Origin of the sequence: Streptomyces sp. NPDC048644, from assembly GCF_043199105.1 — a bacterium.
Taxonomy (GTDB): Bacteria; Actinomycetota; Actinomycetes; order Streptomycetales; family Streptomycetaceae; genus Streptomyces.
In genome coordinates this window covers 1-25,708 of the sequence record NZ_JBICVO010000031.1, presented here as the reverse complement: position 1 = coordinate 25,708, position 25,708 = coordinate 1, and the positions used below count along the sequence as shown (strand labels likewise).

The following is a 25,708-nucleotide window of genomic DNA, read 5'->3' as shown; positions in this document are numbered from 1 at the left end:
ACCGGCCCGTACCACGCGGCCACGCTGAGCCGATCACGGTCGACGACGAGACCGAGCCCGTGGTCGTGAAGCTGGGCGTATGGATCTCCAACACCCGCGCGAGAAGGGCCAAACTCACCCCCAAACAGCAGGACGCACTCCGGGCCCTGGGCGTGCACTGGGCGGGCCCGGCGCCGGGCGTCGAGGCCGCCCCGGAGCCGCCCGCTCCGCAGCCCGCGCCGTCGGCGGCTCCAAAGCGGCGGGCAGTGCGGGAGCACCACGAGGAGTGTGACGAGGAGCTGTACGAGGGCGGGAACTGCGCCTGCTGGTCCATCAAGTGGTTCGGGCCGTCCTCCGAGCGCGAGAGCTACTGGGACAACCTCTGACCGCTCCCCCGCTTCCCGCGAGACCCCGGGCCGCCGTGAGGGCCCGGGGTCTCGTACGTCACCGAGCGGCGTTGCGGTGGCGGGGCGGCTACTACCGGCGACGCGGGAGGGTGACCCGGACCTCCGCCAGAACGGCCGGTCGCCGGGTCGCGGTGCACGGGGACGTACGGGCCCCAGTCGATGTCACCGGCCGTGAGCGCGCCCCGGCCCGCGGGGCGTCGGTGGTCTCCAGCACGCGACCGGCGAGCGGGCCGCCCACGAGTCGGACGATCGCAGCGGCACCTCCGTCCGCGGGGCTCTCCCGCCTCACCCCTTGGTGGGGCTCAGCACCGGGAGGACAACACCGGGGTGCCGGCGACGTCTGTCCCCGCTCCGCCGCCGGGCTGACAGCGGGTGTGGCGCGGCGGCCCGGACGACGCGCCACAGTAGGCGCAACCCTTGCCGCAGCCTCGTGCTCCTGCTCGATGCTCCCTGAAGTGCCAACAGCATCCGCTATCTTGAGTCCGAGGGCGTCAGCCGCCCCCTCCCCCCGCTCCTGTCGCAGGGCTAGCAGCCGGCGGCCTGGGTACTGGATCAGCTCTATGAGCTGGGCAGTGGGGCAGAATTGCCGTCGGCCGCGCGAGGCGAGAGCGATATCGTGCGCGTTCGCCTGCGGGCTCGGCACCGGCTGGATGAGCCGGAGAGCGAGATCGACCGCGCGAGCGATGACCGGCCTTGGTGCTCCGGCCGACATCGACCAGGTCCAACGCCGCATTGTCACGCTGGAACACGAACTCGCTGACACGGCCAACGAGTTGGAGGAGCGAACCGAGGAACTCGAAGCAGCCCGGGCAGCCAACCGCGAAATGACCTGCGCCCTGAACGTCGGACGAGCTGTCTGGCCTCTTAGCGGGCTGGAGTCGGCGCGGTCGACGGTTGCCATTCTCGCCTGATCAACCCGAATACCCATGAGTCGGATACCTCGCCGTTTACGACGCAGTCTTCCCGCAACGTCCCTTCACGCACGAATCCGACCTTCTCCAGTACCCGGGCGGATGCCTCGTTGCGTGTATCGGCCTCGGCCTGGACTCGATTCAGGTCCAGTGTGTCGAATGCCCACTGCAGCAAGGCGTGCGCGGCCTCTGTCGCGAAGCCGTGGCCCCACATCGCGTCGCCGAGGCAGTAGCCCAACGACGCACTGCGGTAGTCCGGGTTCCATCCGGTCAGACCGCACCAGCCGACGAAGGCACCGTCAGAAGCGCGGTCGATGGCCACCCGTGCCCCGGTGCCTTCGTCCGCGATCTTCCGGCACATCGTGATGAAGCGGTCGGCGCGGGCATGTTCGGTCCACGGCGGGGAGTCCCAGTAGCGCATCACGTAGGTGCTGCTGTGCAGTGCGAAGAGGGGGTCCGCGTCGGTGTCGGTGAAGGGCCGCAGTCGCAGGCGCGCGGTGTGCAGTAGGGGGGTGGCCAAAGTCATGCGCACCATCTTGTGTCCTCATGGGCGGGCAGAACACCGGATATCCGATCCCGGTCCGGTCCTCACGATCAAGGTGCCGCCTACCAGCAGATCGTGCCGGTCTGCAGCCAGCACCCCGACCAGGCATTCAGGGCCCGCGAACAGCTCGACCAGCAACGGACCCACCGGTCTCTGAGCACAGACACCACTCGATTACGTCCGAGATCACTACCGGGAAGACTCGACGAGCTCGCGCAGGCCAACTCCACGACCGCGAGCCGGATTTCGAAGGCGCCGAGCAGCCGGCTGCCGCGCCGGTGGTGGACCTGATGGCGGCCTGCGGGACAGCGTCCGCTCAGCGCGGCGCCGGCCGCATCGGAAGCCTCGCCCGCCTCATCCGCCAAGCCGCCATCACCGCCATCTGCGACGGCACCGAACGCGTCACCAAGAAGACACTCGACGCCATCCAGCTCGACCACCTCGCCGAAGAAGCCAGACGCCCCCGCACCCGCCAACCGTCCACAACGGCATGATGCGGACATGAAGAAGGCCACGGACACGCGGGCCGGCGAGGAGTCCGCTGCCCTCCGCGGCCGGGTTCAGCCCTTTAGATGCCGGACACCGTCACCAACACCACACCGCCGTTGTCAACGAACCCCAAACAACCGCAGGCCAGACGCCCCATTACCACTGCCTCCAGCTTCCCGTAAGCGCCGGACTCTTTATCAGGGAATCACCGGCTCCCCAGCTCATTTGGCCCTCGCCACACCAACGACGAGCTTCGGAACACATCGGACATGCGGGTGCCGGGCCTCGTGCGAGGCCGGGGCCGGTGGAGGCCCCGGCGTCGTCATACCGGGATGCGCTGCAGGTCGTGGCCGACGATGATCTCCCCGTCGAAGGTGCGGGCGGCTTGGGCGGCGTACTCCTGGTCGGAGAGCTGCCAGGGGATGAGGTGCCACAGGACGAGGGTCCTCACTCCGGCCGCGGTGGCGACGCGTCCGGCGTCCTCGGCGCTGGTGTGGGCCTGGGCGAAGTGCTGCTGCAGCCGCTCGATCCTGGTGTTCGAACCGGACATGAACTCCGCCAGGTGGTCCGGGGAGTACGCCTCGTGGACGAGGATGTCCGCCCCGCGCGAGAGTTCGGCGACCTCGTCGCACCGGGCGGTGTCGCCGGAGACGACGACGGAGAGTCCGTGCGCGTCCACGCGGTAGGAGTACGAAGGCATCGGCGGGTGCGTGGCGATGCCCGCGGAGATCCGCACACCGTCGGTGTCGTGCACGGTGCCGGGGCCGGAGACCTCATGGGGCCGGAAGAGGCCGGAGAGTGCGGGACGGCCCAGCGCCTCGCGGTGGTCGATGTCCGGGGCGTTCAGCTCCAGGTACTGCTTCACCATCGACGCCAGTGGGGCCGGCCCGTAGAGGTCGACCGGCTCGCAGCGGGCGGCGGTCCATGCCAGGTGCACCAAGGTGCCGAGATCGGCGTTGTGGTCCACGTGGTGGTGGGTGACCGACACCGAGCGCAGGTCCTTCAGCGCGAGGCCGGCTGAGACTATCTGGCGGCCGACGCCGTTGCCGCAGTCGATGACGTGGATGTCGCCGTCGACGACGACGGCGGTGGCCGGGGCTGCCTTGCCGGGGTGCGGCTGCGGGCCGCCGGCGCTGCCGAGGATTACGAGTTCCATGAAGGCTCCTTTCAAGCCTCTGACCGCCCGGGGGTGCGGTCAGTGTTCCGTGGGGGCGAGTTCCTGCTCGGCCCGGTCGATGCCCTCGCCGACGGTCCCGCGCGCGAGGGAGCGGGTGGCGGCCAGGCTCAGCAGGCCGACAGCGAGGATGTAGACGGTGATGCTGGTCGAGGTTCCGGTGGCCTTCAGCAGGGCGGCTGCGATGAGCGGGGTGATGCCGCCGCCGAGGAGCGAGCCGAGCTGGTAGGCCGCCGAGGATCCTGTGTAGCGGACCCGCAGCGGGAACATGCTCGACGTCATGACGCCGACCGACGCGTTCGTCATCGACAGCACGACGCCCATCGACAGCATGTACACGAGCAGCAGCGGCTTGTTGCCGAGGTCGACGACCGGCAGGAAGAACAGCGCCCACACCACACGGATCACGCCGCCGACGAGGAACAGTTTGCGCAGTCCCCACCGGTCGCCGAGCCCGCCCCAGTACGGGGTCGTCACCAGCCAGGTCACGGCGCCGGCTATCACCGACAGCAGCAGGAAGCCGGAGTCCATCCGGCCGGTCTCCTTGCCGTAGGACAGGACGTAGACCATGAACACGTAGGCGACGCTGGAGTTGCCGACGATGACGAGGCAGGCGCGCAGCACCGTGCGCCGGTGCTGCGTGAGCACCTCCGCCACCGGGGGCCGCTGTTTCTTCTTGGGGTCATCGGCGAGTTCGCTGTAGACCTGGCTCTCCTCGATGGCGAGCCGGAGGTAGAGGCCGACACCGACGAGCAGGAGGCTGAGCAGGAAGGGGATGCGCCAGCCCCAGGAGTGGAAGGCGTCCTCGCCGAGTGCCGCGGTGAAGCCGAGGACGGCGAGGTTGGCGGCGATGAGACCGGCGGGCACACCCATCTGCGGTGCGGCGCCGTAGAGGCCGCGGCGGTTGTCCGGTGCGGCCTCCAGAGTCATCACGACCGCGCCGCCCCACTCACCGCCCAGGCCGATGCCCTGGATCACGCGCATGAGCGTCAGCAGGACCGGGGCGGTCACGCCGATGCTGCTGTAGTTCGGCACCAGGCCGATGGCGACGGTGCACAGGCCCATGATGAGCAGCGAGGCGATCAGGGTGTTCTTACGGCCGTACTTGTCACCGAAGTGGCCCATGACCAGTCCGCCGAGCGGCCGGGAGATGAAGCCCGCGGCGAGGGTGCCGAAGGCGGCGATGGAACCGACCGCGGGGTCGGCGGAGGGGAAGAACTGGGCGTTGAACACCAGGGCGGCGGCGGTGGCGTAGAGGAAGAAGTCGTACCACTCGATGGTGCTGCCGATGAAGGCGGCCCAGGCGACACGTCGTGCCTGATCGGTTCCTGTGGTGCGGTCGGTGGTTGGGGTCATGCGCATGCACCTCGGGGGACGGACCGCTCGGGGTGAGCGGTCGCAGGTGAGAGAGGACTCCGGCCGGTGCGGCAGACTTTCCGGTGTGAGGCCGGGAGCGATGTCGGCGGTCATGTCTTCCTGGCCGCCGGCCTGCCGCGGCGTCCGCCTCGACGAGGATCGAGCGGTGTCGAGCCGTAGCGGGCCGCGGTGGCCGCGGTGTAACGGAGAAGCTGGAGCGGACGCCGGCGTAACCGAGGTGAGCGTCTCTTGGCCGCCCCGGGCGGGACGGTCCGGAGGGGACGGGCCCGGTCGTCCGTGACCTCGGCGCAGGCCGCCTCGGTGTCCTGGAGGGGCACCTGGCACAGAGGGACGAGCCGGTCGGGGCCGGTCGCGCAGAGCTCGAGGATGCGGTCGTTGGCGAGTGCGCACCACTGGGCGGCGCGGGCGGTGTCGGCGCAGTAGCCGGACATCAGCGGGGTCGAGGACACGACCTGGATGTTGACGCCCTGACGGTCCATCTGTTCCAGGCGCAGCCGCGGGTTCCACAGCTCCGCGCCCACGGGGCGGTACTCGGTGGTGCCGCTCATCATCCCGGCACCGCCGGAGTCCTCACGCAGCCAGGGGCCGGCCTCGGCGTCCAGGATGCGGGACTCCTGGCGGGAGATGCTGGGGAAGACGTGCGCGTGCACATCGACGACGGTCACGGGTTTTCCGTTCGCCTCGGGGGGCGGTGCCCCGTTCACGGTTGCGCCGGACGCGGGACAGGACGCAGGGAGTCGGGCCACTCCTTGCCGGGGTGCAGTGCGCCGCACTGCGGGGTAGGCGCGGAAGTTCGCGGTGCCGCGGGGGATGCCGACGCTGCGGGCGGTCGCGGCGTCGGCCTGCGGGACGGAGCCGGTCACCCTGCCGTCGGCGGGATCGGCGAGGGGGAAGTGTCCCCTGAATCGTCGGACTGTCCGCTGATGTCGTGTGAGGGGCGCCGAGCGCTGGTCGTCACGGTCTGTACGTCGTTCATGTCGCCATGCCTCCAAGCTTTCGCCGTTGGCAGCGCCTGCCGGTGAACGGAATCTTTCCTACCGGAGACATGCCTGGATAATGCCTAATCGGCTCAGCGGTATTCTCGTACGGCATAGCTACAGCTCGGATGCGGATCGGGGGTCCTCGTGCACGCGGACTATCTCCTCAAGGGCCGTCTCAAAACGCGACACCTCGTCCTGGTCATCGCGATCGACGAGCAGGGCAGCCTGCTGAGGGCGGCGGAGCATCTGCACGTCAGCCAGCCGGTACTGACCCGCAGCCTGCGCGAGCTCGAGTCCCTGCTGGGAGTGGAGCTCTTTGAACGCGGTCCCCGCGGCATGTCAGCGACCCGGCACGGCCAGGCGTTCCTCGAGCACGCCCGGACCGTGGTGGCCGAACTCCGCCAGGCCGGCCGGCACATGACGGAACTGTCCGCGGGCACGGCAGGCACGGTCACGATCGGCACCCACCTGGCGGGTGCCAACGTCCTGCTCCCCCAGGCCATCGCCGCCCTCAAAGCGGAGCGCCCCCGCGTGACCGTCGTCGTCCGTGAGGCCACACCTGACCTGCTGACCGCCTCACTCCTGGCCGGTGACCTCGACTTCACCCTCGGCCGGATGGTGCCGACCGAGGGCACACGCCTGCGGCAGCACGCGCTCTACCAGGAACCGATCCGGCTGGTGACCCGCACAGGCCACCCCGCCTGCGGGCTGGAGGACCCGACGCTGGAGGACCTTCTGGCCCACCCCTGGGTCGTACCCGTGGAACAGACCGCCCTGCGGCACGAACTCGAGGACGCGCTCTGGCGCAAAGGGCTCTCCCTGCCGGAGAACCGAGTCGAGTGCACCTCGATCCTGACCCTGCGCGCACTACTGCTGGAAACCGACATGGTGGCAGCACTTCCACAACTGGTCGCCCAGCAGGACGACCAGCTGACGATCCTGCCGACCGCTCTGGAAATGGTCGGCCAGCGCGTCGGCGTAACAGTACCCACACAACGCACCCTGCCCCTCACCGCAAAATTCGCCCTGGACCACCTGCACGCCGCGGCAGCCAGCGTCCAGAAGACCATCAACTCGACGGCATAAAGCGAACACCACTCCCCAACCACCAGCCCTGCACCACAGACACCTCACACCAGCAGACCAAGCCGCAGACCAGCAACACGCATCCAGAAAAAACCAAGCCCCCGCGAACAGCGCACCCCACCCAGCAGCCATCACAGGACAGCGAAGCGCGGCGGGCGGGGAATGCGGTGAGGAAGACACTGAGGCGAGTGTGTCCGCCGGTGGCAAGTTGAGGAGTTACGGCGGGCGAAGCGGCGCAGCAGGTGGTCAGCGCCGATCCGCGTCAACGGATGGGCGACTACCAGACAATGGCGGTCAACGCCCGGATAAGGGTCCACGCGGTCCTCGCGGCGGCGGCCCGCTGGGCTGGAGCCGGATGAGGCGGACGGACTCGTCTGCGCGAGGGAGGCCGGCGCGGTTGCCGGGGCGCACTGCTGGGCGTCAGGAGCTGCCCGGCTGCGCTCCTGACGCCCACGGCACCGCGTACGGCGACGGGTGGGACGGCGGCGTGGACCGGGCGTTGCCGTGCTGGTCTCCACCGCCGGCGGCGCCTACCGGCAGCGCGGGCGCGCCCACGTCACCCGGTCGCTGCTGATCGGCGGGGAGATCCTCCACAACCGGCGCGTGGCCGCCGAGCGGACTGCTGAGGGAGAGTGACCGTGACCGGTGACCGCGTAGAGAGCAGCGCGCGCAGGAGGCCGTACGGCGGCACGTCCGCACCCGTGCCTTCGCGGAAGCGGAGGATGTCATCTCGTTCGTGCTGTCCGATCCGCGGTGCAGGAGGCGGGGGCGCAGGTCGAGGCGGCGGAGACGCGGCTCGGCACGGAGCTGTGCGCCCGCCTCCAGTCGTTCCGGGACCGCTACGACCAGGCCGTGCGCGACGGCGGCGCGGCCCGGCTCACCGGGATCTGTCCGGGAAAGCACGGCCGCTCGGATCTGTGTCCTGGACGACGGTCACGAGACTTCGATGGAGGAACCGCACTGGGGCCGCAACAGCGAGGGCCGGCCGATCACGTGGGTGGGCAGCGCGCCCGACGACTGGTGAGTGCAGCGGCATGACGCTGGCAGGCAGGCCCCCCCCGGGCACGTTGTGCGGCCCGGGGCTCTTTCGCTGGCCCGGGTCAGCGGCACCGTCTGCACGGGGAAGCGGCCCGCGGGCAGCGCATTGGGGCCGTGCCCGGCCCTGTCGGCGTCGTGTCGGCGGTGCGCAGCAGTTGCAGTACCTCCTGTAGTTCCTCCAGGGCCTGGTGTGCGTTGTCGCGGATGATCCGGGTGCTTGCGGCGACCTCGTGGGCGGTGAGTTCGACCCCGCCCGCGGTGGCGGACTGCCGGCTGCGGAAGTCCAGCGCGCCGGCGTGCACCGACATGGCTAGCAGCAGCCGCCTTGCACGCAGTGCCCGTCCCCAGGCGAAGAACACCAGGTGGTACGCGAGAACGAAGGTCATCTGCCACCATCGCTCGTCGCCCGGAACCACGAGCCATACGGTGGTCTCCGACGCCGCCATGAACACCCCCAGGACGGCGGCTGCCCGCGCTCCGGGTACCCGCAGCGCCAGGTTCAGTGTGATCACGGTGCCGGCGCCGAAGGCGCTGGCGGAGATCAGCATGGACGGCACCGCGAGCAGGGCCACCCCCAGTGGGTGCGCCCGCCGCCACCACAGCGAGCAGCACGCCAGCATCCCCAGTGGCAGATCGGCCGCCTCCATCCAGGCCGGCGGATGCTCCTGGATGTGGGCCGGGCCGTACACCACCAGCCCCACCATCAGCGCGCCGGCGAAGACCGACGCGTCGACCGCCCGGTCCCGCCCCGTACGCCGCGAGCCCGGCCCGGTCTCCGGTGCCGGTGGGGCGGGCAGCAGCAGCCGCTGCATCCGGGCGGCGACGCGGCTGGCACAGGTCATGGCCTGAGGATAGGAGTCCATCCGGGCCGCACGTGTTGGCCAACTGGCCGTGGTGCATGGCCACTCGGCCTTCTGCGGGCCGCCGCAGCGGCGGTGCACCCGTCACGGTCGGCGCCGTGCGCGGCCGTAGGCCCCCCGGGCCAGCGCGTGGAATGCCTGCTTCGGTTCCCAGTGCCAGTCGGATGCCGGGTCGTCGGGCCGATCCTTGATGGTCTTGACGATGCTGTAGCTGGCCATGGAGGTCGTAGCGCGGCTCGGGGCGGTGTGGGGCGTCGGGGGTGAGGAAGTCGAACGCCATGGCCGAGTAGAGGCCCATCGGTTCGAAGACATCGAGCAGTTCGATGAGGTACGCGGCCTGGGTCGGCTCGCTGCGGACCACATCCCCGATGATCTCTTCCGGCACCTTGGTGTGGTCGACGACGTTCCAGCCCATGTCGGCCTGCTGGGGGAGCGCCCAGATACGTACAGCTGCCGAATTCGCAGATCGCCAGCGGCTTGCCCCAGTGCAGGAACTTCGTCAGCTCCCGGATGTAGTCGTCCCGGCGGGGGAATGTGGAGTAGTAGTCGATGCCGACGATGTCGAACAGGTTCCGGTCGACGGTCTCGTCCTGGGCCGCGGCGTAGCTCACATGGCCGCGGAAGACCGACCTGCTCAGGGCCGCGGCCCGCGCGGTGCAGCGGTGCAGCCGCCGCTGCATCTGCTTCCAGTCGACGTTGCCCTTCTGCATGTTCTCGATCCGCTCCAAGGCGTCGTCGCCGGGCACGATGCCCGGCACGAACAGCCAGACCTCGCAGCCGATGCTGAGGACGACCCGGGCGCCGTGCCGCCGCAGCCGCTCGGCATGCATGCCGGTCTCCGCCAGGTGCTCCAGGATCTCCCGCTCCGGGTGGTCCCCCAGGGTTGGCTGGAGCCAGATGTGCAGGCCCTGCTCGGCCGCCTCCGAGGCGGTGGCCGTGAGCCGGTCGACGCCGTCCCCGTGATCTGGATCGAGTCGGCGTGCAGCTCGTTCTTGATCGTCTGGATGTCCTTGCGCATCCTCGCGGCGCTCCACGCCGTCCCGGGCGTCTCCCCCGCGCCGAGCGTGTAGCACACGCCTCGGTGCTTGAGCCCGCGCCGAGGTCGGGCCCCATCGGTGACCTGCGCGGCCGTACCGGCGACTGCGGCCCGGCCCGCCGCCAGGAGTGGGCCCGTCGCCGCCACGACTCCGACGGCCCTCGCCCCGGCCAGAAACTGCGCCCTGCCGATCGCTCCGTTGCGCATGTGTCTTCCCCTCTGCTCCTTCACCGGTCCATGGCATGACCGGCGGCCTGTTTCACTCTGGTGAGCGGCGGCGTCCCCGGTCATCAGCCGGTTGTCCATGCGCATACGACCACTGGTCCGTTTCGGCAGGCGTTTTCCACGCCACCCGGCCTATGGACAAGGGAGGTTGCCTCGGCTTTGGTTTATGCGGTTCAGTGCATGGGCCGGCGCTTTCGCAGCCACACCCGGTGAGAGCCGGGCTTCGCCGTAGCCCGCCGCATCCTGGAGCTCAGGAAAAGGGGCGCGCCCGACTGTGCGACGACGCCGTCGACTCACTGGACAGCTATCTGCCGCCACACGTTGCGGAGTTGGCCCGGAAGGTCGCTGGGACGCTGGAGGAGCCGCAGCCGGCCCCGGCGTGAACGTCAGAACTTCGTGACGGCAATACGACGGCGCCCCCGGGAGGTTCAATGCGGCGCCGTTCGCATATCTGGGCCCCGCCCCGGAGCACCGGAGCGCGCGGGTCTCAGGAGGTTTTGGCGCCGGGCACGGGCAGGGTGCTCCTGTCCAGCCGGGCCCACAGGTCGCGTACGCCCGGGCCCGATCCGGGGGGCCGGCCGATCAGGTAGGCACAGACCATGCTCAGGAAGCTGCTGGGGAAAGTAAGTGAGGCTGCCGCCCAGGCCGACTGCCGCCCAGGACGTTTCACCGGGGGAGATTCGGGGCCGGGTCGCAGCGCGAGTAGCCAACCGCCTTCGGGGCACCGGCTGTTCCACCTTCCCGGAAGCCCAAGCCATCTGTGTGCCGTCGACCTCCGCGCTTCGGGTCGTGTCCAGGCGCGACGGCGGCGGGGCCACGGCCGAGTCAGGCAGCCGGGGCGCGACGGGCGACCCAACGGCGGCGGATGGCCCGCCGCTACGTGCGAGAGCTGCCCGCACACCGTCAGAGCGCGGGATGGCGGGAGGCCCGGGACGAGGTCGCATGCCTGATGGGGCCGGATTCGGTAGAGCACCTCGTACGGGTGCAGGGCGGATTGCGGGGTGCTCTGGCTCGCCTCAGGTCGGCGGCGTCGACGACCGTCACGCCGCCGTCCGCGCTGTGGCCGGTCACGCGGACGATCGCTCGGCTCCCCAGGCCGGGCGCCGCGCGCCAGTCCGCGGCGACGAGGTCGTCGGTGCGGCGCGGTCGGCGGCCGGTTCCGGCAGCTGTTCGGCCGCCGCACGGCCCGTTGTCTGCTCTCGCGGGAGGCGGCATCGTTCGGAGGTGGTGACCAGCGAGATGAACGATGAACTGCGCGATCTGCGGCGAGGAATGTCAGTTCGTCCCTGCACTTCCACCGGCTCGGCACTCCAGCGGCGTGACTTGACCGGACCGTGGTCAGCATCACCCGCTCGGCGGTCTTCGCCCTCACCCCCGCGCAACTTCCAGTCATGTGCTGCTTAGCTTCGAGGCCATGGCAGCAGGTCAGGGGTGGCTGGCTATCGGCTCCATCGGCGGCCGGGCGTTGAGCAGGTGATCGGGTTGGCGCTCTCAGCCAGCGGGGCGCCGACCTGGTCGCGTTCGAGCGCGGATCGCAGCTGGCGAAGAGTCCGGGCAGCGGCTGTCCTCGCCGTGCCCACGGCCGGCACCTGGGGACCAGCCTTTACTCGCGGTCGCTCTGCTTCAGGCCGTTGAGTCCGACGAGCGGGACGAGGCAGGGACTCGTCGTGAGCCGGCGACATCGCGGAGCGTGATTTTCGGCAGCCAGAGTCAGCCGCCGGGAAGGGGTTCGGGGTAGCGCTTGAGGACCTGGGCGGGGTGATCTTCTTCGGTGGGCCAGAGCACGACGTGGTAGCGGTCCTGGCCGTCCAGGCCGTCCTCGGAGAGGGTGTTCAGCCCGTGGGAGTAGATGCTCGCGACGTAGTTGCCGGGGGCGAGGGGGATGCGGGGTTCGTCGCCGAAGTCCTGCGAGGAGATCAGCAAACGTCCGGAGGGGAGGGCGAGGCTGGCCTGGGTAACGTGGTCGGCCTGCTGAAGTTCCGCGTCGCCCCCGGCCGGTGGCGTGCGGCGCACATCTACGGTGAAGGGCACCTTGAAGGGGCGGGCGGCTCCGATGCCGACGACACCGGGGGCGGTGTTGATCCAGTCATCGACCAGCAGATCGAACCAGGAGCGTTCGGGCTCGCCCAGGCGTGCGTCGTCGTCCTGAATCAGCACGGTGCAGTAGTCAGCGAAGACTTCGAACTCGTGGTGGGAGAGCAGATCGGGGTCGCTGGGAGGTGGGGTGGAAGACATCTGGAAGTCGGCTCCGTCGGGCAAGGGGTCTGGGCGAGGGGGCTGCGGATGCGCATGCGCTGGGCGGCGTCCTTGACCGCGATGACACGTCCGGCGGTATCGATGTCGAAGGTGCGGGGGCCGCTGAGCTGATCGTCGATTCCGGTGAGGGTGCCGTCGGCGCGGTAGGTGTAATTGCGGCGTTGCCGTACCGATTGCTCGGTCCGGAGGATCTGGCCGGTGAGGCGGTGTTCGGTGTCCCAGGCACTGGCCAGGGGCAGAAGCGTCCGACCTTGGGGTGGTAAGAGCGTACAGGCGAATCGGTTCAGGTCATGAGTGCGCTATACGCAGCTTCTGCTCTGCGGCCTTCAACTACATCTGGGGGGCTTAGGGCTAGGAATTCGTTGGTGGTTCCGCTGTGTACAAGGGCCCCTTGGACGAGCACGGACACGTGATCTGCCTCTTCGGCGAGATCTGCAACATCGTGAGTTGAGATAACTACTTGCATGTCTTCGGAGAGCTCGCAAGCAAGGTCACGGAAGATACGCCGCTGCTGTGGGTCCATACCGGCTGTGGGTTCGTCGAGGAGAAGCACCTGAGAGGCATGGACGAGGGCTGCGGCCAGGCCGACACGCCGAAGTTGACCACCGGACAGGCGGTGAGTCTTGCTGTCGGCTTTGTCCGTGAGGTCAACACGCCTCAGCGCCGTCAGTGCTTCCTCATAGGCGTCATCGGTGGACATGCCCTTCAGCCAGCCCGCGTAGGCGACGTACTCCCGGGCAGTCAGCCTTGGCATGGGTGTGGTGTTCTGTGGCATCCACGCGACGCGCTGTCGGTAGGCGGCTTCATCCGAGCCTTGCTTCCCGAGCCGCACGGTCCCCGAGTTTGGCTTGAGGAGGCCAGCTGCCATTTTGAGCAGGGTGGACTTTCCGGCGCCGTTAGGGCCGAGAAGGATGGAAAGCCCGCTGGGCACAGTGAAGGTGAGGTCGTCGAGCACCAGCGACTGCCATCGGCGGTACCGAAAGGTGCACTGCGAGAATTGGATGCTCATCTGTCTTCCCGACTGAAGCGAAGGTGGGTGAGGATGCCGAGCGCGAGGACACCGAGTGACGCGCCGGCCGCGTGGAGGGCACCTGATGGTTCAGGCAGGATCGTCCATGGGTCTGGGTCCGGCCACGGTCTCCTGCTGAAGAACACCACGATGGCGATCCAGCCGACGGATGTCATCACGGCTGCCTGCCCAGCTGCGGGGCGGGCCAGCAAGAGCAGGCCAATCAGGAAGGCAGTGTTGCGTGCCACGCAGATCAAGACGCTGGAATCTGCGGCCATGGCAAAGCTGAGGACCACTATGAGCGTTGTCAGGACGAGCGTGGCGTCGAAGCGGGGTACGGGGCGTACAGAGGTCGTTTCAAATTCTGGGACACGTGAGTCAAGTGCGAAGGCAGTTACTGCAACCAGCGGGACGGGCAGGAACATTGTGAGCACTGCGCGTTGACTGCCGACGAATAGTGATGGCAGCAAGACTTGCTCGCTACCTATCCAGACGGACAGCAAAATGCAGACTGCCGCGGCTACGACAACGAGAGGAACACGTCGGGTCTTGATCCACCACCGCATGTCAGTGTGCACACGCCTTAGTAACGCTGTCGTTGAACCAGTCGGCCTGCTGCTGACGACTGAGGGAGAGAACCTCCGTCAACCGGTCATCGACATCGCTGCGGCTAGTCCCTCTGTCGATGCGCGCTTGGAACGCTTTCCATGAGTCTTGGGTATGGGTGATGTGGGCAGCCCAGGCGATCGTGACCCGCCTCAGGAAGGGATCTGGGCGGCTGCAGTCCAGTCCGACGGCGGCCAGGACGATGGCGAACTTGAGGTCGTTCCGCTGGGCTGCGAGCGTGAGCGGTGCTCGCCACGTACTTTCGTTGGACGGTTTGGCGAAACGACCGTCAGGCAGCGTGTCAGTGATGAGTTTCGGGTAGCGGTCAACGCGTGCTTCGCGAAAGGACGTGAGCACCTGCTCGGTGTCCTCCGCCGCTTGCGGGAGATGGGAGGCGGTGACCTGCGGCAGGCAGACCTGCGGGCCCCCATTCATCGCATGAACACAGGACATGTCGGTCTCTCCTGTAAGCAGCGGTGGGTTGTAGCCGTAGTCCTTCACCGCTGTGTAGGTGCCGACCGTCCCCCCGACGAGGACGCACAAGCTCAGGGCCGGGGGCAGCCACGCCTGCCGCGTGGGTGTCCACAGGAGAGCTACGGCCAGTGCGATGCTGCCGGTCATAGCCACGTGCGGCCACAGAGCGGCGAAAGACGCAGCCTCTCCGAACATCAACTGCTCAGGGAACTCTCCGGATACGTGGCGGAGCCAAGGGGCGTCAACGGTCACGGTGAAGGCCACGGCCACCCAGGTCGCCACGGCCAGGAGAGGGGCGGAGACCACCTTCGGCACCCACCGTCCCACGGCGAAACCGATAGCAGCATGGGACACGATGGTGATCAGTCCCATCATCAGGGGGCGCAGGCTGAGCCACGTCGGCCAAACGCCCTCCATCAGCAGGGCAGTCCCGACAGGGACGATCAGCATCGCCCATGCCAACAGCACGACCGGGACCAGGGACTGAGCGGCAATCTGGAAACGCGAGCGAGTCGTCGACATTTCCCACACGCCCGCTTGACGCAGAGTGCCTGACTCCCAGGCGGCCATGCCTGAGGCAATGGCATACGCAAACGGGTAACAGAACATAGAGGGTACGAGGTGACGGTCGGCGCATGGCCGAGGCTGTCAGCGGGAGGGTGGCCAGGGCCGACCGTCGAGTACAGGAGTGGGAGAGCCAGCGCGAATGGCGCCACCCAGATTGCGGAGGACGATCGAGCGGGTATTGCAAACCTCAAGGCCGAAGTCCCTGTCCATGTTGACGGTTGCCGGGACCTGTCTCCGCACAGCAAGCTGTGCGGAGACAGACGTAAGTAGGTCAGTCCGCAGCGGTAGTGTCGACAAGGACGTCTCTGACATCCACCTTGCTTCCACCGCCGACCGAATTAATGCCGAAGTAGTACGTACCATTAGGCAAGTTATGCCACTCGCCCTGACTCTGGGAATACTGGCCATTGAAGCAGTTCGTGAACGTCTTGGCGTCGTAGTCGGCGTCAGGCCAGGCAGATATATCTCGGTGGTACTGCGCCGTGACGCTGTTGCCTCCGCTGCACGTCCAGAACATGAGCTCGGAGTACTGCTCGTCACCCCATCTTCGGCTCTCGAAGCCGGGGCCGCCGTCGCGAATGTGACTGCGCCACGTGAAGTCCGCCGCGTGGGCAGTTGACATCCCCAGGAGTGTAACTCCCACCGTGGTCGAGGCCACGAGGGTTCGCCTCATCCGTTTCCGATTCACTTTCACTCTCCCCTTGCACTGGGTTCCCATAGCTTTCGATTGGCTAGGGCCGGCTCAGTATTGGCAGGGGGAAGGGTGCGGGCAAGCGACATACGTGCAGCAGTTGTCCGCCTCAGACCCTGAAGGGAGATGAAGTGACGCCGAGTGGACAGATATCAGGTTTAAGCGATATAGGCGATATGAACGTCGTCACTTCCTTTAGTTATGTTCCTATTTGCAGGGTATGCGCGCCAAAGAATCGGGGTGCTCGGTAGCGGTGTCCCGCGATGCCGGGGCGCGTGGATGGACATCAGAGTTCGACCAAGAATGACTGAAATCCGCTGTTGCGAGCATTCATCACGCCTCCCTCATTGACGCAATAGCCCAGGCCCTCCACTGAAGATGGAAAGCGGTGGAGCCTATCCCACACATGGATACGGTACCGGAGGCTCCGGTTTCACGTCAGATTGTATCGGCAGATTTTGTTTTGACGTGCCTTTGAGGCTCGCCAGTTAGGGGCCGTATGGGGTGCTCGGGGCGCGGATTTCCATGCCACGTCCGAAGCGGAGGGCTAACCCGAAGCAATTACGAGGACCTGTTGGGATGTGAGCGCCAACTGCGACGGGGAGGCCCACTGCGGTGGCCGAACCGCACACGGCCCGGTTCGCGGCAGCCACGTCAGCCGCGAACAGCCCTTACTGGCCCACTTGCAAGTCAGCAGGTCAGTGACGAGGGCCCTGCGAACTCGCTCGCGACGGCGTCCATGATGAATTCGTCGTACATCTGCCCGATCCAGTACCCGGCCTCGCGGAGGTTGCCAGCTGGGTGGAATCCGGCCTTCTCGTAGGCGCGGATGCCGGCCGTGTTCGGGGCGAGGACCTTGAGCCAGACCATGCGCAGGCTGGTGATGTGGAAGGCGTAGTCAAGGGTGAGGCGGGTGGCGGCGGCGCCGAGTCCGCGTCCGCGGGCTTCGGGGCGAGCATGGTGATGTATTCGGCAGTGCGGACGGCGTGGTCGGGCAGCAGGGCCACGGCTCCCGCCGGAACGGGCTCGCCCGAGTTGAGGTCGTAGATGGTGAAGCGGATGTTCTCGCCCCGGAGTTGGTGCGCTATGCCCTCGGTGCGTGCCTCCACGACTCGGGGGCTTGGCAGCCGTAGCCGACGAGAAGGGCAGGGTCTTACTCTCCGCGTCAGTACGTCTCGACGAAGTCGGCGCGGTAGGGGCCAAGAGCGCAGGTGTCGGTGCCGATCCATAGGACCGGGTCAGAGCTGGTGCCGACGGCGGGTTCCAATGGTGAGAGCGAGGGTGTAGGCGAGCGTCGAGGGTGGTTCGGCGGCGGGGGCTCCGTCGTGAGTCTGCACCCAGGCGTGCAGCCGGATGAGGTCTGGAGCGACACTGTGGCACCAGGTGGCGGCCAGGCGCTTTGAGTGGCGGACCGGCAGCAGGCTGACGTCACGCGCCTCAGCGCAGTCGTGATGCGGTGCATGGGAGCGCCTTCTGCCGCCGAGTCGTTTGACGGCAAGGATCGCGGCCAGGACAGCTCACCCGCTCGGCACCTCCTCCAGCGCAGGGTCCACGCCCCCGGCCCCGGCTCGAAGGCTGCCGCGGACTCCCAACCGTGCGCTGTGCGGCGACTGGAATACGGCGGCTCAGCCCAGGGGCCATGTGCACCAGCCAGTCACGGAGCAAAACCTCAACACAATCCCGAAGTTGAGTCCCTTTCGGTCCCTGCAGAAAATGATCAGGCCCTCTGACCAGCATCTTCCCAGTGAACAGGAAGAGGGACTGAAGCGCTTGCGAGGCAAGGACGGAGGCATGACGCAAGGCACAGGGCACCGATCGTCCGGTCGGTTTCCGGACTTGGCAGGCCTGCAGACGAGGGCGACGGCCCCCGCCCGCCTGTGCGGCGCCGTGCACGACGCATACCGTGTCGGGATGGGCCTGGAGATGCGTGTGGTCGAGTTGGAATGCGGTGATCCCCTCGCGCTGGGGCAATTCTGGAGTGCTGTTCTGGGCGCTCCTCTTGGGCCGGGGGCCGATGGCGTTCACATCGCTCCCGGGGGCGAGGACGAGTTGTCGCTCTACCTGGTGGAAGAGCGTGACGGCCGACGTCCGCGAAGTCGGACGCGGTTGTGGCTCAACCCGGTGGAAGGCGCGTTGGACGAGGAGGTCGCCCGGCTGACCGGTCTGGGGGCGACCGTAGTGGAGCGGCGTGTGACGAACAGCAGTTGTGGCCTGGCCGTGGTGGTTCTGGCCGATCCAGAGGGCAACGAGTTCTGCGTCGAGTCCAGCGACAGGGAGGTCCGTGAAGCCGTGCGGCGGTTTGAGGACCCCGAAGACGATCTGGACGACCTGGACGGCCAGACCTCTGAGATAAGCGGTGAGGGCGTCGTGTGGGTCGAAAGCCCTGGGCGTGGCGCTGGGCCGGCCGAGTAGCAGCCTGCCCGGTGCGTTTGTGGACGAGCTCCTCATTCCCCTTGCACTTGCCCCAACCTGAATCCTTGTGGGCCACAGTGCTTATCGGCCCCAGCATGATGGCTGTCTGCAGTCGGCACGCGTCCGGAACGGGCCCACAGGCCCGATCTTCCCTTCGTGTAATAGCCGGGGGCAGAGGCGGTGAAGGCGCACTGCGCGAACTCGTTCACCTTCACGCCTGCGGTCTTGACCTGCGCTGCGGCCCCAGCACCGCTCTGCGCAGACGCGGGAGCGACGGCCAAACCCAAGATGCCGAGGGCGGCAGCGCCAGCTAACGAGATCTTCACTTGCGTGCGGATGGTGTTCCCCCTTACTTGTGTGTCCTGGACACGCATCGTGGCCAGCCGGTCGGAGAAGGCTCACCACATGCGGATCAACGTTCAATGAATGCCGATTTTGATTTGAAATACCGCACACCGCGCAATAACGGCTCGGAGCGACCGTGACGGGGCAGAGACCGGGCCTCCACTGGCTCCGCCAAGAGACCGCTATCGGCAGACCGTCGCCCGAGCCGCTGGCCTCGCCCCCGCCTGCGACGGGCGAAACGGCACGAGGCAGGATCGGGTGCGCGAGGATGGAGCCGCCGACGCGGCACATCCCACATACGGACGGGCGTGCCCAGCTCGTGCGCGGCGGTCACGGGTCGACCGCCGCTTCGGGGACATGTGCGGCGCCGCCCGGACCGCCGGGGCCGATCTCGTACCTGTTCTCACTGCGTTGAAGCCGGTGCAGTGTGTTCGCCCAGACCGCGACGGTGATGCCATGGACACTGGCCGCGAGCGCCTGAAGGTGGTCCGGCGGGTACGTCCCTGGGCTGCCCGCAGTGTCGGCTCATCGTTCTCTGCGTGCCGGATACGCTGGCCAATTGTGGCTCAAGGTAACAGCTTGCCATAGCTCTGAATGACATCATCGGCTCTACTCGCGGCAGCCCTAGACGACAGGTGCGCGGCGAGAGGGCTGGGCGCTGGTATGACATGCCGAGGGGGCCTGCCTTGGCCTCCGTATGCTGACGACGGTCCTGTCTGTCCATTGGGCGTTGGGGGCGTTGCCGATGAGCTGGATTGACCAGGGCTGGTTAGCTGATTACGCGTTACCGGCTGCTGTGAGTGCGGTTGTTACATGGGTCGGGCTCGCGCGTGAGTTCGCGGGAAAGGGTCGGCTGCTGGGGAGCTGGGCGTCGGCTGGTCTGATGGTGCTCGTGCTGATGCTGATGGGTGTGGTGGCGGCTGCCACTGTCGTGCTGCTGCCGCACGCGGCGTCGATTCCTCCGGTGATTGCGGGTGCCGCCGCGGGAGCCGCAGCGCTACCGCGGCGGAAACAGGACGAGCCGGCGCAGCCGTACGTGAAGTTCATGACACTGGGTATCGCTCTGGCGAGGGAGCGGCTGGTGCAGCGGGTCCACCTTGACGCCTGTACCTGGTCGGACCGCTTTCTTCATGGCATTGAAACGTCTGCCCAGCTCAGGGTATTCGTTCATGATCTGAAGCTGTACTTGTTGGAGCGATATCCCCTCGCCGGCGCGACCAAAGCCATCAACGCCATCTACACGGATGTCGAGAAGGCGATCGACGAGGCGCTCGACGTTCAAACCCGCATTGACGAGGCCTGCCGGCAGGACGAGGATCGTGAACCGACCGGCGATGAACTCATCGCCCGACGGCAAGCGTTCGGCACCGCCCTTGCACACTGCGGACACCTGCTGCGCTTCGCGTATGTTCACGGGCGCCGGAGCGAGACAAAGGAGCTCCGGGCCGTACGCGCAAAGGCGATGTCGAACGACGCATTTCACAGTCCGGCGCTGCCGCAGCGCCGCTGGATCGATCGTTGGATATCCCGCAGGTAGAGAGCGGACTCGTGAGCCGTCAAGTCGGGATGACTTTCAGCCAGAACTGCGGACGCCTCAGTAGCGCGCCGTGAGCCCGTTACTCCTAAAAGGCGACGAGTCCATGGTCTCGTCAGCCCGGGTATCCGTTGACTGCGGCCGGGCAGAGAAGGTGATCTGCACATCGGCGTCCAGCGCCTGCGCTGCGGCAGCAAGCGTCCGGACCGTCAGGTTCGCGTCCCCCGACATGATCTGGCTGACACGGCCCGGGCTGACGCCCATCGCCTTCGCAAGATCCGAACGTGTCTTCCCCAGGCCCGCCAGCAGACCGGCGAGGGAAGCAGTACATTGCCTGGCCACCTGCACAGCTGCTAAGTCTGCGCGACCTTCGTCACGGGCAAAAACGCCCATGGTTCACCCCCAACTCATGGTGAGACACCCCTTGTTGTCTCTCCATGAGGATGCCACCTTTAGCTACAACTAAAAACCTGGTTGGTGAAAAATCTACGCCCACCACACCAATTCAAGCCACTGGCCTGCAGCGACACCCACGAGCCCGACACGCAGTCACCCTGCCGGGTCAGTCAATGCCTTGCCAGAGCTGCATGTCCACACTGGCACACGACCCCAACGAGCGACCTGCGCCAGCCCTCAGGACACACTCGCGTCCCGTCAACTCCTGCCCAGTGCCTTGAAGGCGCTTTCACGACACTCACCGGCACAGAACACACGGCACCGACTGGTACGCCACAGCCAGACCCAGTTCCACAAACGACGAGCACAGCGGCCAAGCACCGGCGATTCCTGGCCCGCCACCCGGCCGCTGGATCCGAAGGACGACATCGCAAAACAGGTGCTGCACCGCGCGGCCGTGGGCAGTGGTCGTGCCGGCTGTCCGCGGCCACGCTGCTGCTCAGCGGACGTGCACCGTCGCCACGTCAGAGGCGTGCAAGCGCACGGGATTCTGGTCGTGCGTGCTGGTCAGGCCGTGCAGCACCACTAGGTCTACGCCGTCGAGCAGCATACGATCAGCTACCTCCTACCGAAGACCGCTTGCTGCAGGACCTCCCGTTGGTCGCTGCTGAAGCACTCGCGGCCGGGCTGGAAGCCCCGACGCTGTGCGAGCTCGCCGACTGGCCTCGGCTGCTGACTCTGCCGGGCAGGGCACACGCCAACGGACGGCAGCCAGCTCCTGGGGAACTTGCCTGCATCGCCGTTTCACTGCTTGCCACTGCTGCGTCGGTCAGCAGTTCTTGATGCCGCCGATTTTGGTGGGGGACTTGTAGCACCAGCTGTGGCCGGGGCGGATGTGCTGGCAGCCAGTGTCCGGCCACCAGCCGTTAACGACCTTGGCCGTCCAGGTCTTCTTGCACTTGTTGATCAGCTTCACCCCGTTGGCACTCGGGTGCCACTCCACGAAGTGGCACTTTCTAGCGGCCTGTGCGGCCGGTGCAGCGGTGACCGCAGCACCGGGGCAACCACGATGGTCCGATACAGGTACGTCAACCGCCTTGCTCGGCAGGCATGTTGATGTACCGGCGAACGGCGAGGCTCGGTCAGGTGCGCCAGGCGCCGAGCTGTCCAGCAACTCCTGCTGCTACTCGGTGAGTTTGCCTGCCGCAGCGAGCTGGTCCTGGCGGCACAGCCACTTACCGGGGCGCATTTTGGGCTCTCCTGCCGTATGCGTGGGTCAGGCTGTCGTGACTTGGCGGCCGGGGAGGACGGGGCCCGGCGCCGCGCACTGCCATGAGGGCGTGGACGGGGTTCCGCGTCAGCCCCGGCCAAGGACGCAGAACTCGTTGCCCGCCGGGTCGGCCAGGACGGCCCAGGAGACGTCACCCTGACCTACGTCGGCCCGTGTCGCGCCGAGGCCTTCGAGCCGGGCGACCTCCCTCGTCTGATCCTCGACGGGGTCGGACATCACGTCGAGATGGATGCGGTTCCCTATAGCCTCATCGTCGGGCGTGCGGCGGAACTCCAGGTAGGGCCCGACGCCCTTGGCGGAGCGCAGCAGGGCGCGGTCGTCGGTCAGCTCGTGGACGGTCCAGTCGATCGCCTCGCCCCAGAACCGGACCATGGCCCGTGGGTCGGCGCAGTCGACGACCACGGCGGCTATCGGCCCGGTGTCCCGGTAGAGCTCCCGGGGCTCCAGGACGCTGAACACGTTGCCTTCCGGGTCGGCCATCACCGTCCACGGCACGTCGCCCTGGCCCACATCGGCGGGCGTCGCCCCAAGCTGCTTCAGACGTGTGACCAACTCCGCCTGATGCGCGTCGGAGGTGGTGGCGAGCTCGATGTGCACGCGGTACTTCACCGTCTCCGGGTCCGGGACGCGGACGAGATCGATCCAGACGGCGGATGGGTCCGGCCAGTTGAAGCCCACGGGTTCCAGGTTGGTGACGCCGGGCGCTTCGCTGGAAACGCCCCAGCCGAGCACCTCCGCCCAGAACTGGCCGAGCGCCGAGTCGTCCCGGGCCTTGAAGTTCACCTGAACAAGTTGCAGCGTCATGCCGCATACCTTAGGTGGCCCCCCATCGGGCAGGCGTACGAATTTCTCTAAGGGTCCGTGTTTGCCGCCGGTGGTCCGGTAGATGCGCATCCTGCGGGGTGCGGTTCCAGTCGGGCTCCAGGCGCCACCATGGATCCATGGTTTCGAGGGTGGCGGTCTACTGGTCAGTCAGACCTGGCGTCGCATCCATCCGTCGACACGGTAGCCGTCGAGGCGTCCGGTCGCCGTGATGGCTAGGTGGCCGGTGGCAGACCACCAGACGCGGGTGTAGGCGACGCCGCGTTCTCAGGAGTGGGTGTGCTTGTTCCAGATCATGCCGATCTGGAACAAGCGCGTTGACCCGGGCGGGGTCGACCAGGATCGCGCTGAGGCAGCGCTGCTGGTTGGGCCGGACGACCAGTCCGCCCCCGTAGACGTCGAGGTGGCCGTGCTCGGCGTGGAAGGCAGCGGCCAGCTTGTACATCCGCTCCCACCCGTGCGAGCGGGGGTTGAGAGCGCGGAGTCTCCGGGCCGGACCCGCTGTTCAGAGCGCCGATCAGACGCTGCGCGGGCACTACGCCTGGTGCTTGACTTCCCTCCCGGGATCCTGCTGAGACAGATGCCGAACAGCCTGTTCCGCGCTGGCCCTGCCGTCCACTCCGAGCAGCGCGGCGGCGATTCGCCCGGTTGGCTGCCGGCACTCCGGATCGCGTTCGGCGTGCTCACGTGCGGTGGCCAGAGCCGTTGCCGAGGGGGCGGCGCCCCGGCTGAGCAGGTGGTGCACCATCTGTACTTGTCCGAACCCAGCCGCCCAGTCAAGGGCGGTCTTGTGCTTCATCACCGCGTTGATATCCGCCCCGCGGTCCAGCAACAGGTCCACCGTCTCCGGGTATCCATCTCCCCCGGTCGTGGCTGCCAGCACCAGCGGCACGTAGCCCGTCCTGCCTTGGGCTCCGGTACGGGCACCGGCATCGAGCAGAGCCCCGACGACCGCCGTGTGCCCGTGGATCGCGGCCAGGCACAGCGGCGTCGACTCCCCGTACGCACCCGCCCGCTGCTCCAGATCGGCACCCGCCCCGATGAGCAGGCGAACGACATCGGCATGCCCCTGCCCCACGGCCAGGTCAAGCGCCGTACGCCCGCCGGTGTCCGGCGCATCCACCGCAGCGCCTTGTCCCAGCAGCCGCGCTACCGAGATCACGTCTCCGTGGCCTGCCGCCCGCGCCAGTCGATCCGCCATATCCATATCCCGATCTTTCCGGACCCCGGGCCGAAGGACCACCGGGTCGCTCAACATTCCGACATGCCTGCAGTCGAGGCAGGACCTGATGAGCGAAATCCGGCCCGGTCCAACGCCGCACCGACGCGACGCATCGCGCCGGTTCGCACCAACACGGTGCAGGACGCGGTGCACTGCCCATCACCACCGCCACCCGGTGGACTGCCGCATCCTGGACAGGGCACGCGCATCGCGGCGCGCGGCAGCACTGCCGATCCGGTTCCGTCGAGGGCGGGGCCGACGGGACTGGCCGGCGGCGAAGTGCCGCTGCCCGGCCTCCTTCATCTCCCAGGAGCAGTTCGGCCTGTCCCTCGGACACCAGGCCCCCGGCCGCCAGGCCGAGCGCGGCCAGGCCCCGGCGGCGACCGCAGGCAGGGTGCGCCGGTACCGCTGTGCCGCCGGACACCTCCCTGGACGTCCTGCTGGCGTGAGTGCGCACGACGCACCTTCGTCGAGCAGATACCCGGCCTGGCCCGTCGGCACGGTCAACAAACTGAGCGGTTGCGCTCGACGCTACCCGCCGGCCTGCCGACCTGCTGCCCGACCGGGAGTCATCGAGCCTGGCGGCCTGGCTCGCCGATCGGCCCCGCGTCGAGGTCGTGTGCCGGGACCGGGCGCCGTTCTTCGCCGAGGGCGCCACCGCCGGTGTACCGCAGGCCGTCCAGATCGCGGACCGGTGGCATCTCTGGCACAACTTGAGCGAGGCCGCCGAGCGGAGCGTCGCTCAGCAGCGCCGCTGCCTCCGCGCTCTGGTCCCCACGGCCCCTGAACCCGGACCCGATCCCGAGGCTGTTCCGGCCGCGGACTCGTCCGGTTCTCCTTGGCCGCGCGGGCACCGATTCGCCGATCGGGCCCAGGGCCCGGCATGCTGCCGTCCACACACTGCTGACGGCGGACGCAGCCGGCGCCCGGTCCAGCGGCAGCTTGGGATGACCTACCGCAGCGTCAAGCAGTTCGCCGACGCCGCAACGCCGGAGGAACTGTTCACCGGCCAGTGGCGAAACCGACCCTCCGTCCTCGACGACTACAAGCCCTACCTGGACGGCCGCTGGAGCGAGGCTGCACCAACGCCTGGAAGCTGTGGGAGGAGAACGTTCCGCTTGGCTACAAGGGCAGCTGCCAACGGGTTCGCGCCTATCTGCACGACAAGCGCACCTCGCCGCGGCTGGTGACCGCCCGGCCGCCCTCGCCCCGGATGGTCGCCGGATGGATCCTCCGCCGTCCGGAAACCCTCACCGCGACCGAGCAAATCCAGCTCAAGACCGTCCGGACGCACTGCCCAGAACTCGACGCCCTCACCAGGCACGTCCGCTCCTTCGCGGTCATGCTCACGAGCGCCAGGGCGAGCGCCTGCCGGACCGGCTCGATGCCGTCCGGCAGGACGACCTGCCCAGCCTCCGCACCCTCGCCGCCGGCATCGACCGCGACCGCGACGCCGTCATCGCCGGCCTGACCCTGCCCTGGAACTCGGGCGTCGTGGAAGGGCACATCAACCGGATCAAGATGCTCAAGCGCCAGATGTTCGGCCGCGCAGGCTTCACCCTCCTGCGGAAGCACGTCCTCATGCCCTGATCACCGACGACAGCAGGAAGCCGATGGCGGCGGCGTCGGCGGATGTGGCAGCCTGCTCCTCCCAGATACCGACCGAGAAGACTTTGATGACCCGTGACACGCCCTCGATCGGCTCAGACACATTGCGCGTGAGAGGGCATTTCGTAGGAGCGTCGGGTCTGACCGGCTCATTCAGTCAGGTCTGGACGCGCTGATAGCTGGGGTTGAGAGCCCGTCCCTCGCCATGCTGGCTGGCCTCCTCCAGAGCGAAGAGCCCGAAGCGCCAGCGCTCTTCGACCAGGTGCTGGAGGAACTAGGGCGTGTTTGAGATGTGGTCACAGTGCCTGCCGTATCAAGGTGAGTTGGACGGTGGCCTCGTAGCGGACGGCGAGCTTGTCGTATCGAGTT

Annotated in this window: 23 protein-coding genes and 2 pseudogenes; 8 read left to right on the top strand and 17 right to left on the bottom strand. The window is 67.8% G+C overall.

The features are described 5' to 3' along the window. A partial coding sequence (locus tag ACGFNI_RS35325) for a helicase associated domain-containing protein (protein ID WP_393689759.1) occupies positions 1 to 365 on the top strand: 365 nt, incomplete at its 5' end. An 885-nt stretch (positions 366 to 1,250) separates the two neighbouring features. Here the strand turns inward: ACGFNI_RS35325 and ACGFNI_RS35320 are convergent. Next, positions 1,251 to 1,823 (bottom strand): GNAT family N-acetyltransferase, encoded by a 573-nt coding sequence (locus tag ACGFNI_RS35320; protein ID WP_393689763.1) that lies wholly within the window; start codon positions 1,821 to 1,823, stop codon positions 1,251 to 1,253. A 335-nt stretch (positions 1,824 to 2,158) separates the two neighbouring features. Here ACGFNI_RS35320 and ACGFNI_RS35315 point away from each other — a divergent pair. Then, positions 2,159 to 2,335 (top strand): annotated as a pseudogene (locus ACGFNI_RS35315) (ATP/GTP-binding protein); the annotation flags it as partial. A gap of 317 nt (positions 2,336 to 2,652) precedes the next feature. Here the strand turns inward: ACGFNI_RS35315 and ACGFNI_RS35310 are convergent. The 3 genes from ACGFNI_RS35310 to ACGFNI_RS35300 form a co-directional block, all read right to left on the bottom strand. Next, entirely contained in the window at positions 2,653 to 3,486 is an 834-nt protein-coding gene (locus tag ACGFNI_RS35310; protein ID WP_393689757.1) for an MBL fold metallo-hydrolase, read from the bottom strand. A 39-nt stretch (positions 3,487 to 3,525) separates the two neighbouring features. Further along, positions 3,526 to 4,860 carry an MFS transporter gene (locus ACGFNI_RS35305; RefSeq protein WP_393689755.1) on the bottom strand — a complete coding sequence of 445 codons (1,335 nt, stop codon included), beginning with the start codon at positions 4,858 to 4,860 and terminating at the stop codon, positions 3,526 to 3,528. Positions 4,861 to 4,970: 110 nt separating this feature from the next. Then, positions 4,971 to 5,546 carry an amidohydrolase family protein gene (locus ACGFNI_RS35300; RefSeq protein WP_393689753.1) on the bottom strand — a complete coding sequence of 192 codons (576 nt, stop codon included), beginning with the start codon at positions 5,544 to 5,546 and terminating at the stop codon, positions 4,971 to 4,973. A gap of 459 nt (positions 5,547 to 6,005) precedes the next feature. Between ACGFNI_RS35300 and ACGFNI_RS35295 the strand changes: the two genes are divergently transcribed. Then, positions 6,006 to 6,947, top strand: a complete 942-nt coding sequence (locus ACGFNI_RS35295; RefSeq protein WP_393689751.1) for a LysR substrate-binding domain-containing protein — start codon at positions 6,006 to 6,008, stop codon at positions 6,945 to 6,947. A gap of 504 nt (positions 6,948 to 7,451) precedes the next feature. After that, complete coding sequence (locus ACGFNI_RS35290) at positions 7,452 to 7,583, top strand: hypothetical protein (protein WP_393689749.1); 132 nt, start codon at positions 7,452 to 7,454, stop codon at positions 7,581 to 7,583. Positions 7,584 to 8,047: 464 nt separating this feature from the next. On the opposite strand, the gene ACGFNI_RS35285 is transcribed toward ACGFNI_RS35290, so the two are convergent. From ACGFNI_RS35285 to ACGFNI_RS35250, 8 genes and pseudogenes are all read right to left on the bottom strand, one after another. Beyond that, a complete protein-coding gene (locus ACGFNI_RS35285) occupies positions 8,048 to 8,827 on the bottom strand; it encodes a hypothetical protein (protein ID WP_393689747.1) in 780 nt (259 codons plus the stop codon). Positions 8,828 to 8,929: 102 nt separating this feature from the next. After that, positions 8,930 to 10,088 (bottom strand): annotated as a pseudogene (locus ACGFNI_RS35280) (abortive phage infection protein). A 1,728-nt stretch (positions 10,089 to 11,816) separates the two neighbouring features. Further along, a complete protein-coding gene (locus tag ACGFNI_RS35275) occupies positions 11,817 to 12,341 on the bottom strand; it encodes a hypothetical protein (protein WP_393689746.1) in 525 nt (174 codons plus the stop codon). A 304-nt stretch (positions 12,342 to 12,645) separates the two neighbouring features. Further along, the gene (locus ACGFNI_RS35270) at positions 12,646 to 13,317 is read right to left on the bottom strand and encodes an ABC transporter ATP-binding protein (RefSeq protein WP_393689744.1); all 672 of its coding nucleotides are present in this window, start codon (positions 13,315 to 13,317) and stop codon (positions 12,646 to 12,648) included. A 50-nt stretch (positions 13,318 to 13,367) separates the two neighbouring features. Continuing rightward, entirely contained in the window at positions 13,368 to 13,796 is a 429-nt protein-coding gene (locus tag ACGFNI_RS35265) for a hypothetical protein (protein ID WP_393689743.1), read from the bottom strand. 142 nt (positions 13,797 to 13,938) lie between these two features. Beyond that, on the bottom strand, positions 13,939 to 15,021 hold the full coding sequence (locus tag ACGFNI_RS35260) for a hypothetical protein (protein WP_393689741.1): 1,083 nt from the start codon (positions 15,019 to 15,021) through the stop codon (positions 13,939 to 13,941). A 268-nt stretch (positions 15,022 to 15,289) separates the two neighbouring features. Beyond that, a complete protein-coding gene (locus ACGFNI_RS35255; protein ID WP_393689739.1) occupies positions 15,290 to 15,640 on the bottom strand; it encodes a hypothetical protein in 351 nt (116 codons plus the stop codon). A 759-nt stretch (positions 15,641 to 16,399) separates the two neighbouring features. Next, positions 16,400 to 16,912, bottom strand: a complete 513-nt coding sequence (locus tag ACGFNI_RS35250; protein WP_393689737.1) for a GNAT family N-acetyltransferase — start codon at positions 16,910 to 16,912, stop codon at positions 16,400 to 16,402. Between the two features lie 708 nt (positions 16,913 to 17,620). Between ACGFNI_RS35250 and ACGFNI_RS35245 the strand changes: the two genes are divergently transcribed. Next, positions 17,621 to 18,121, top strand: coding sequence for a VOC family protein (locus ACGFNI_RS35245; RefSeq protein ID WP_393689735.1), 501 nt, complete (start codon positions 17,621 to 17,623; stop codon positions 18,119 to 18,121). A 1,090-nt stretch (positions 18,122 to 19,211) separates the two neighbouring features. Continuing rightward, positions 19,212 to 20,003, top strand: a complete 792-nt coding sequence (locus tag ACGFNI_RS35240; RefSeq protein ID WP_393689733.1) for a hypothetical protein — start codon at positions 19,212 to 19,214, stop codon at positions 20,001 to 20,003. Positions 20,004 to 20,060: 57 nt separating this feature from the next. Here ACGFNI_RS35240 and ACGFNI_RS35235 read toward each other — a convergent pair whose 3' ends face one another. From ACGFNI_RS35235 to ACGFNI_RS35220, 4 genes are all read right to left on the bottom strand, one after another. Next, positions 20,061 to 20,393 carry a helix-turn-helix domain-containing protein gene (locus tag ACGFNI_RS35235; RefSeq protein WP_393689731.1) on the bottom strand — a complete coding sequence of 111 codons (333 nt, stop codon included), beginning with the start codon at positions 20,391 to 20,393 and terminating at the stop codon, positions 20,061 to 20,063. An 832-nt stretch (positions 20,394 to 21,225) separates the two neighbouring features. Continuing rightward, positions 21,226 to 21,399: a hypothetical protein gene (locus tag ACGFNI_RS35230; protein ID WP_393689729.1), complete on the bottom strand. Its 174-nt coding sequence runs from the start codon at positions 21,397 to 21,399 to the stop codon at positions 21,226 to 21,228. Positions 21,400 to 21,753: 354 nt separating this feature from the next. Further along, positions 21,754 to 22,491, bottom strand: a complete 738-nt coding sequence (locus ACGFNI_RS35225) for a VOC family protein (protein ID WP_393689727.1) — start codon at positions 22,489 to 22,491, stop codon at positions 21,754 to 21,756. Positions 22,492 to 23,044: 553 nt separating this feature from the next. Beyond that, positions 23,045 to 23,716, bottom strand: coding sequence for an ankyrin repeat domain-containing protein (locus ACGFNI_RS35220; protein ID WP_393689725.1), 672 nt, complete (start codon positions 23,714 to 23,716; stop codon positions 23,045 to 23,047). A 566-nt stretch (positions 23,717 to 24,282) separates the two neighbouring features. On the opposite strand from ACGFNI_RS35220, the gene ACGFNI_RS35215 reads away from it, so the two are divergent. Beyond that, on the top strand, positions 24,283 to 24,921 hold the full coding sequence (locus ACGFNI_RS35215; protein ID WP_393689761.1) for a transposase: 639 nt from the start codon (positions 24,283 to 24,285) through the stop codon (positions 24,919 to 24,921). A gap of 34 nt (positions 24,922 to 24,955) precedes the next feature. Then, positions 24,956 to 25,321, top strand: coding sequence for a transposase (locus tag ACGFNI_RS35210; protein WP_393689723.1), 366 nt, complete (start codon positions 24,956 to 24,958; stop codon positions 25,319 to 25,321). Here ACGFNI_RS35210 and ACGFNI_RS35205 read toward each other — a convergent pair. After that, entirely contained in the window at positions 25,311 to 25,442 is a 132-nt protein-coding gene (locus ACGFNI_RS35205) for a hypothetical protein (protein WP_393689721.1), read from the bottom strand. The two genes, ACGFNI_RS35210 and ACGFNI_RS35205, sit on opposite strands and share 11 nt — an antisense overlap. Between the last annotated feature and the right edge of the window lie 266 nt (positions 25,443 to 25,708).

Excerpts from the sequence above, each read along its gene's own strand:
- ACGFNI_RS35235 (WP_393689731.1), bottom strand. The coding sequence starts at position 20,393 with ATGGGCGTTTTTGCCCGTGACGAAGGTCGCGCAGACTTAGCAGCTGTG.
- ACGFNI_RS35220 (WP_393689725.1), bottom strand. The coding sequence starts at position 23,716 with ATGGATATGGCGGATCGACTGGCGCGGGCGGCAGGCCACGGAGACGTG.
- ACGFNI_RS35285 (WP_393689747.1), bottom strand. The coding sequence starts at position 8,827 with ATGACCTGTGCCAGCCGCGTCGCCGCCCGGATGCAGCGGCTGCTGCTG.
- ACGFNI_RS35225 (WP_393689727.1), bottom strand. The coding sequence starts at position 22,491 with ATGACGCTGCAACTTGTTCAGGTGAACTTCAAGGCCCGGGACGACTCG.
- ACGFNI_RS35210 (WP_393689723.1), top strand. The coding sequence starts at position 24,956 with ATGGATCCTCCGCCGTCCGGAAACCCTCACCGCGACCGAGCAAATCCA.
- ACGFNI_RS35310 (WP_393689757.1), bottom strand. The coding sequence starts at position 3,486 with ATGGAACTCGTAATCCTCGGCAGCGCCGGCGGCCCGCAGCCGCACCCC.
- ACGFNI_RS35320 (WP_393689763.1), bottom strand. The coding sequence starts at position 1,823 with ATGACTTTGGCCACCCCCCTACTGCACACCGCGCGCCTGCGACTGCGG.
- ACGFNI_RS35275 (WP_393689746.1), bottom strand. The coding sequence starts at position 12,341 with ATGTCTTCCACCCCACCTCCCAGCGACCCCGATCTGCTCTCCCACCAC.
- ACGFNI_RS35265 (WP_393689743.1), bottom strand. The coding sequence starts at position 13,796 with ATGTTCCTGCCCGTCCCGCTGGTTGCAGTAACTGCCTTCGCACTTGAC.
- ACGFNI_RS35240 (WP_393689733.1), top strand. The coding sequence starts at position 19,212 with ATGAGCTGGATTGACCAGGGCTGGTTAGCTGATTACGCGTTACCGGCT.
- ACGFNI_RS35305 (WP_393689755.1), bottom strand. The coding sequence starts at position 4,860 with ATGACCCCAACCACCGACCGCACCACAGGAACCGATCAGGCACGACGT.
- ACGFNI_RS35245 (WP_393689735.1), top strand. The coding sequence starts at position 17,621 with ATGGGCCTGGAGATGCGTGTGGTCGAGTTGGAATGCGGTGATCCCCTC.
- ACGFNI_RS35255 (WP_393689739.1), bottom strand. The coding sequence starts at position 15,640 with ATGTCAACTGCCCACGCGGCGGACTTCACGTGGCGCAGTCACATTCGC.
- ACGFNI_RS35260 (WP_393689741.1), bottom strand. The coding sequence starts at position 15,021 with ATGGCCGCCTGGGAGTCAGGCACTCTGCGTCAAGCGGGCGTGTGGGAA.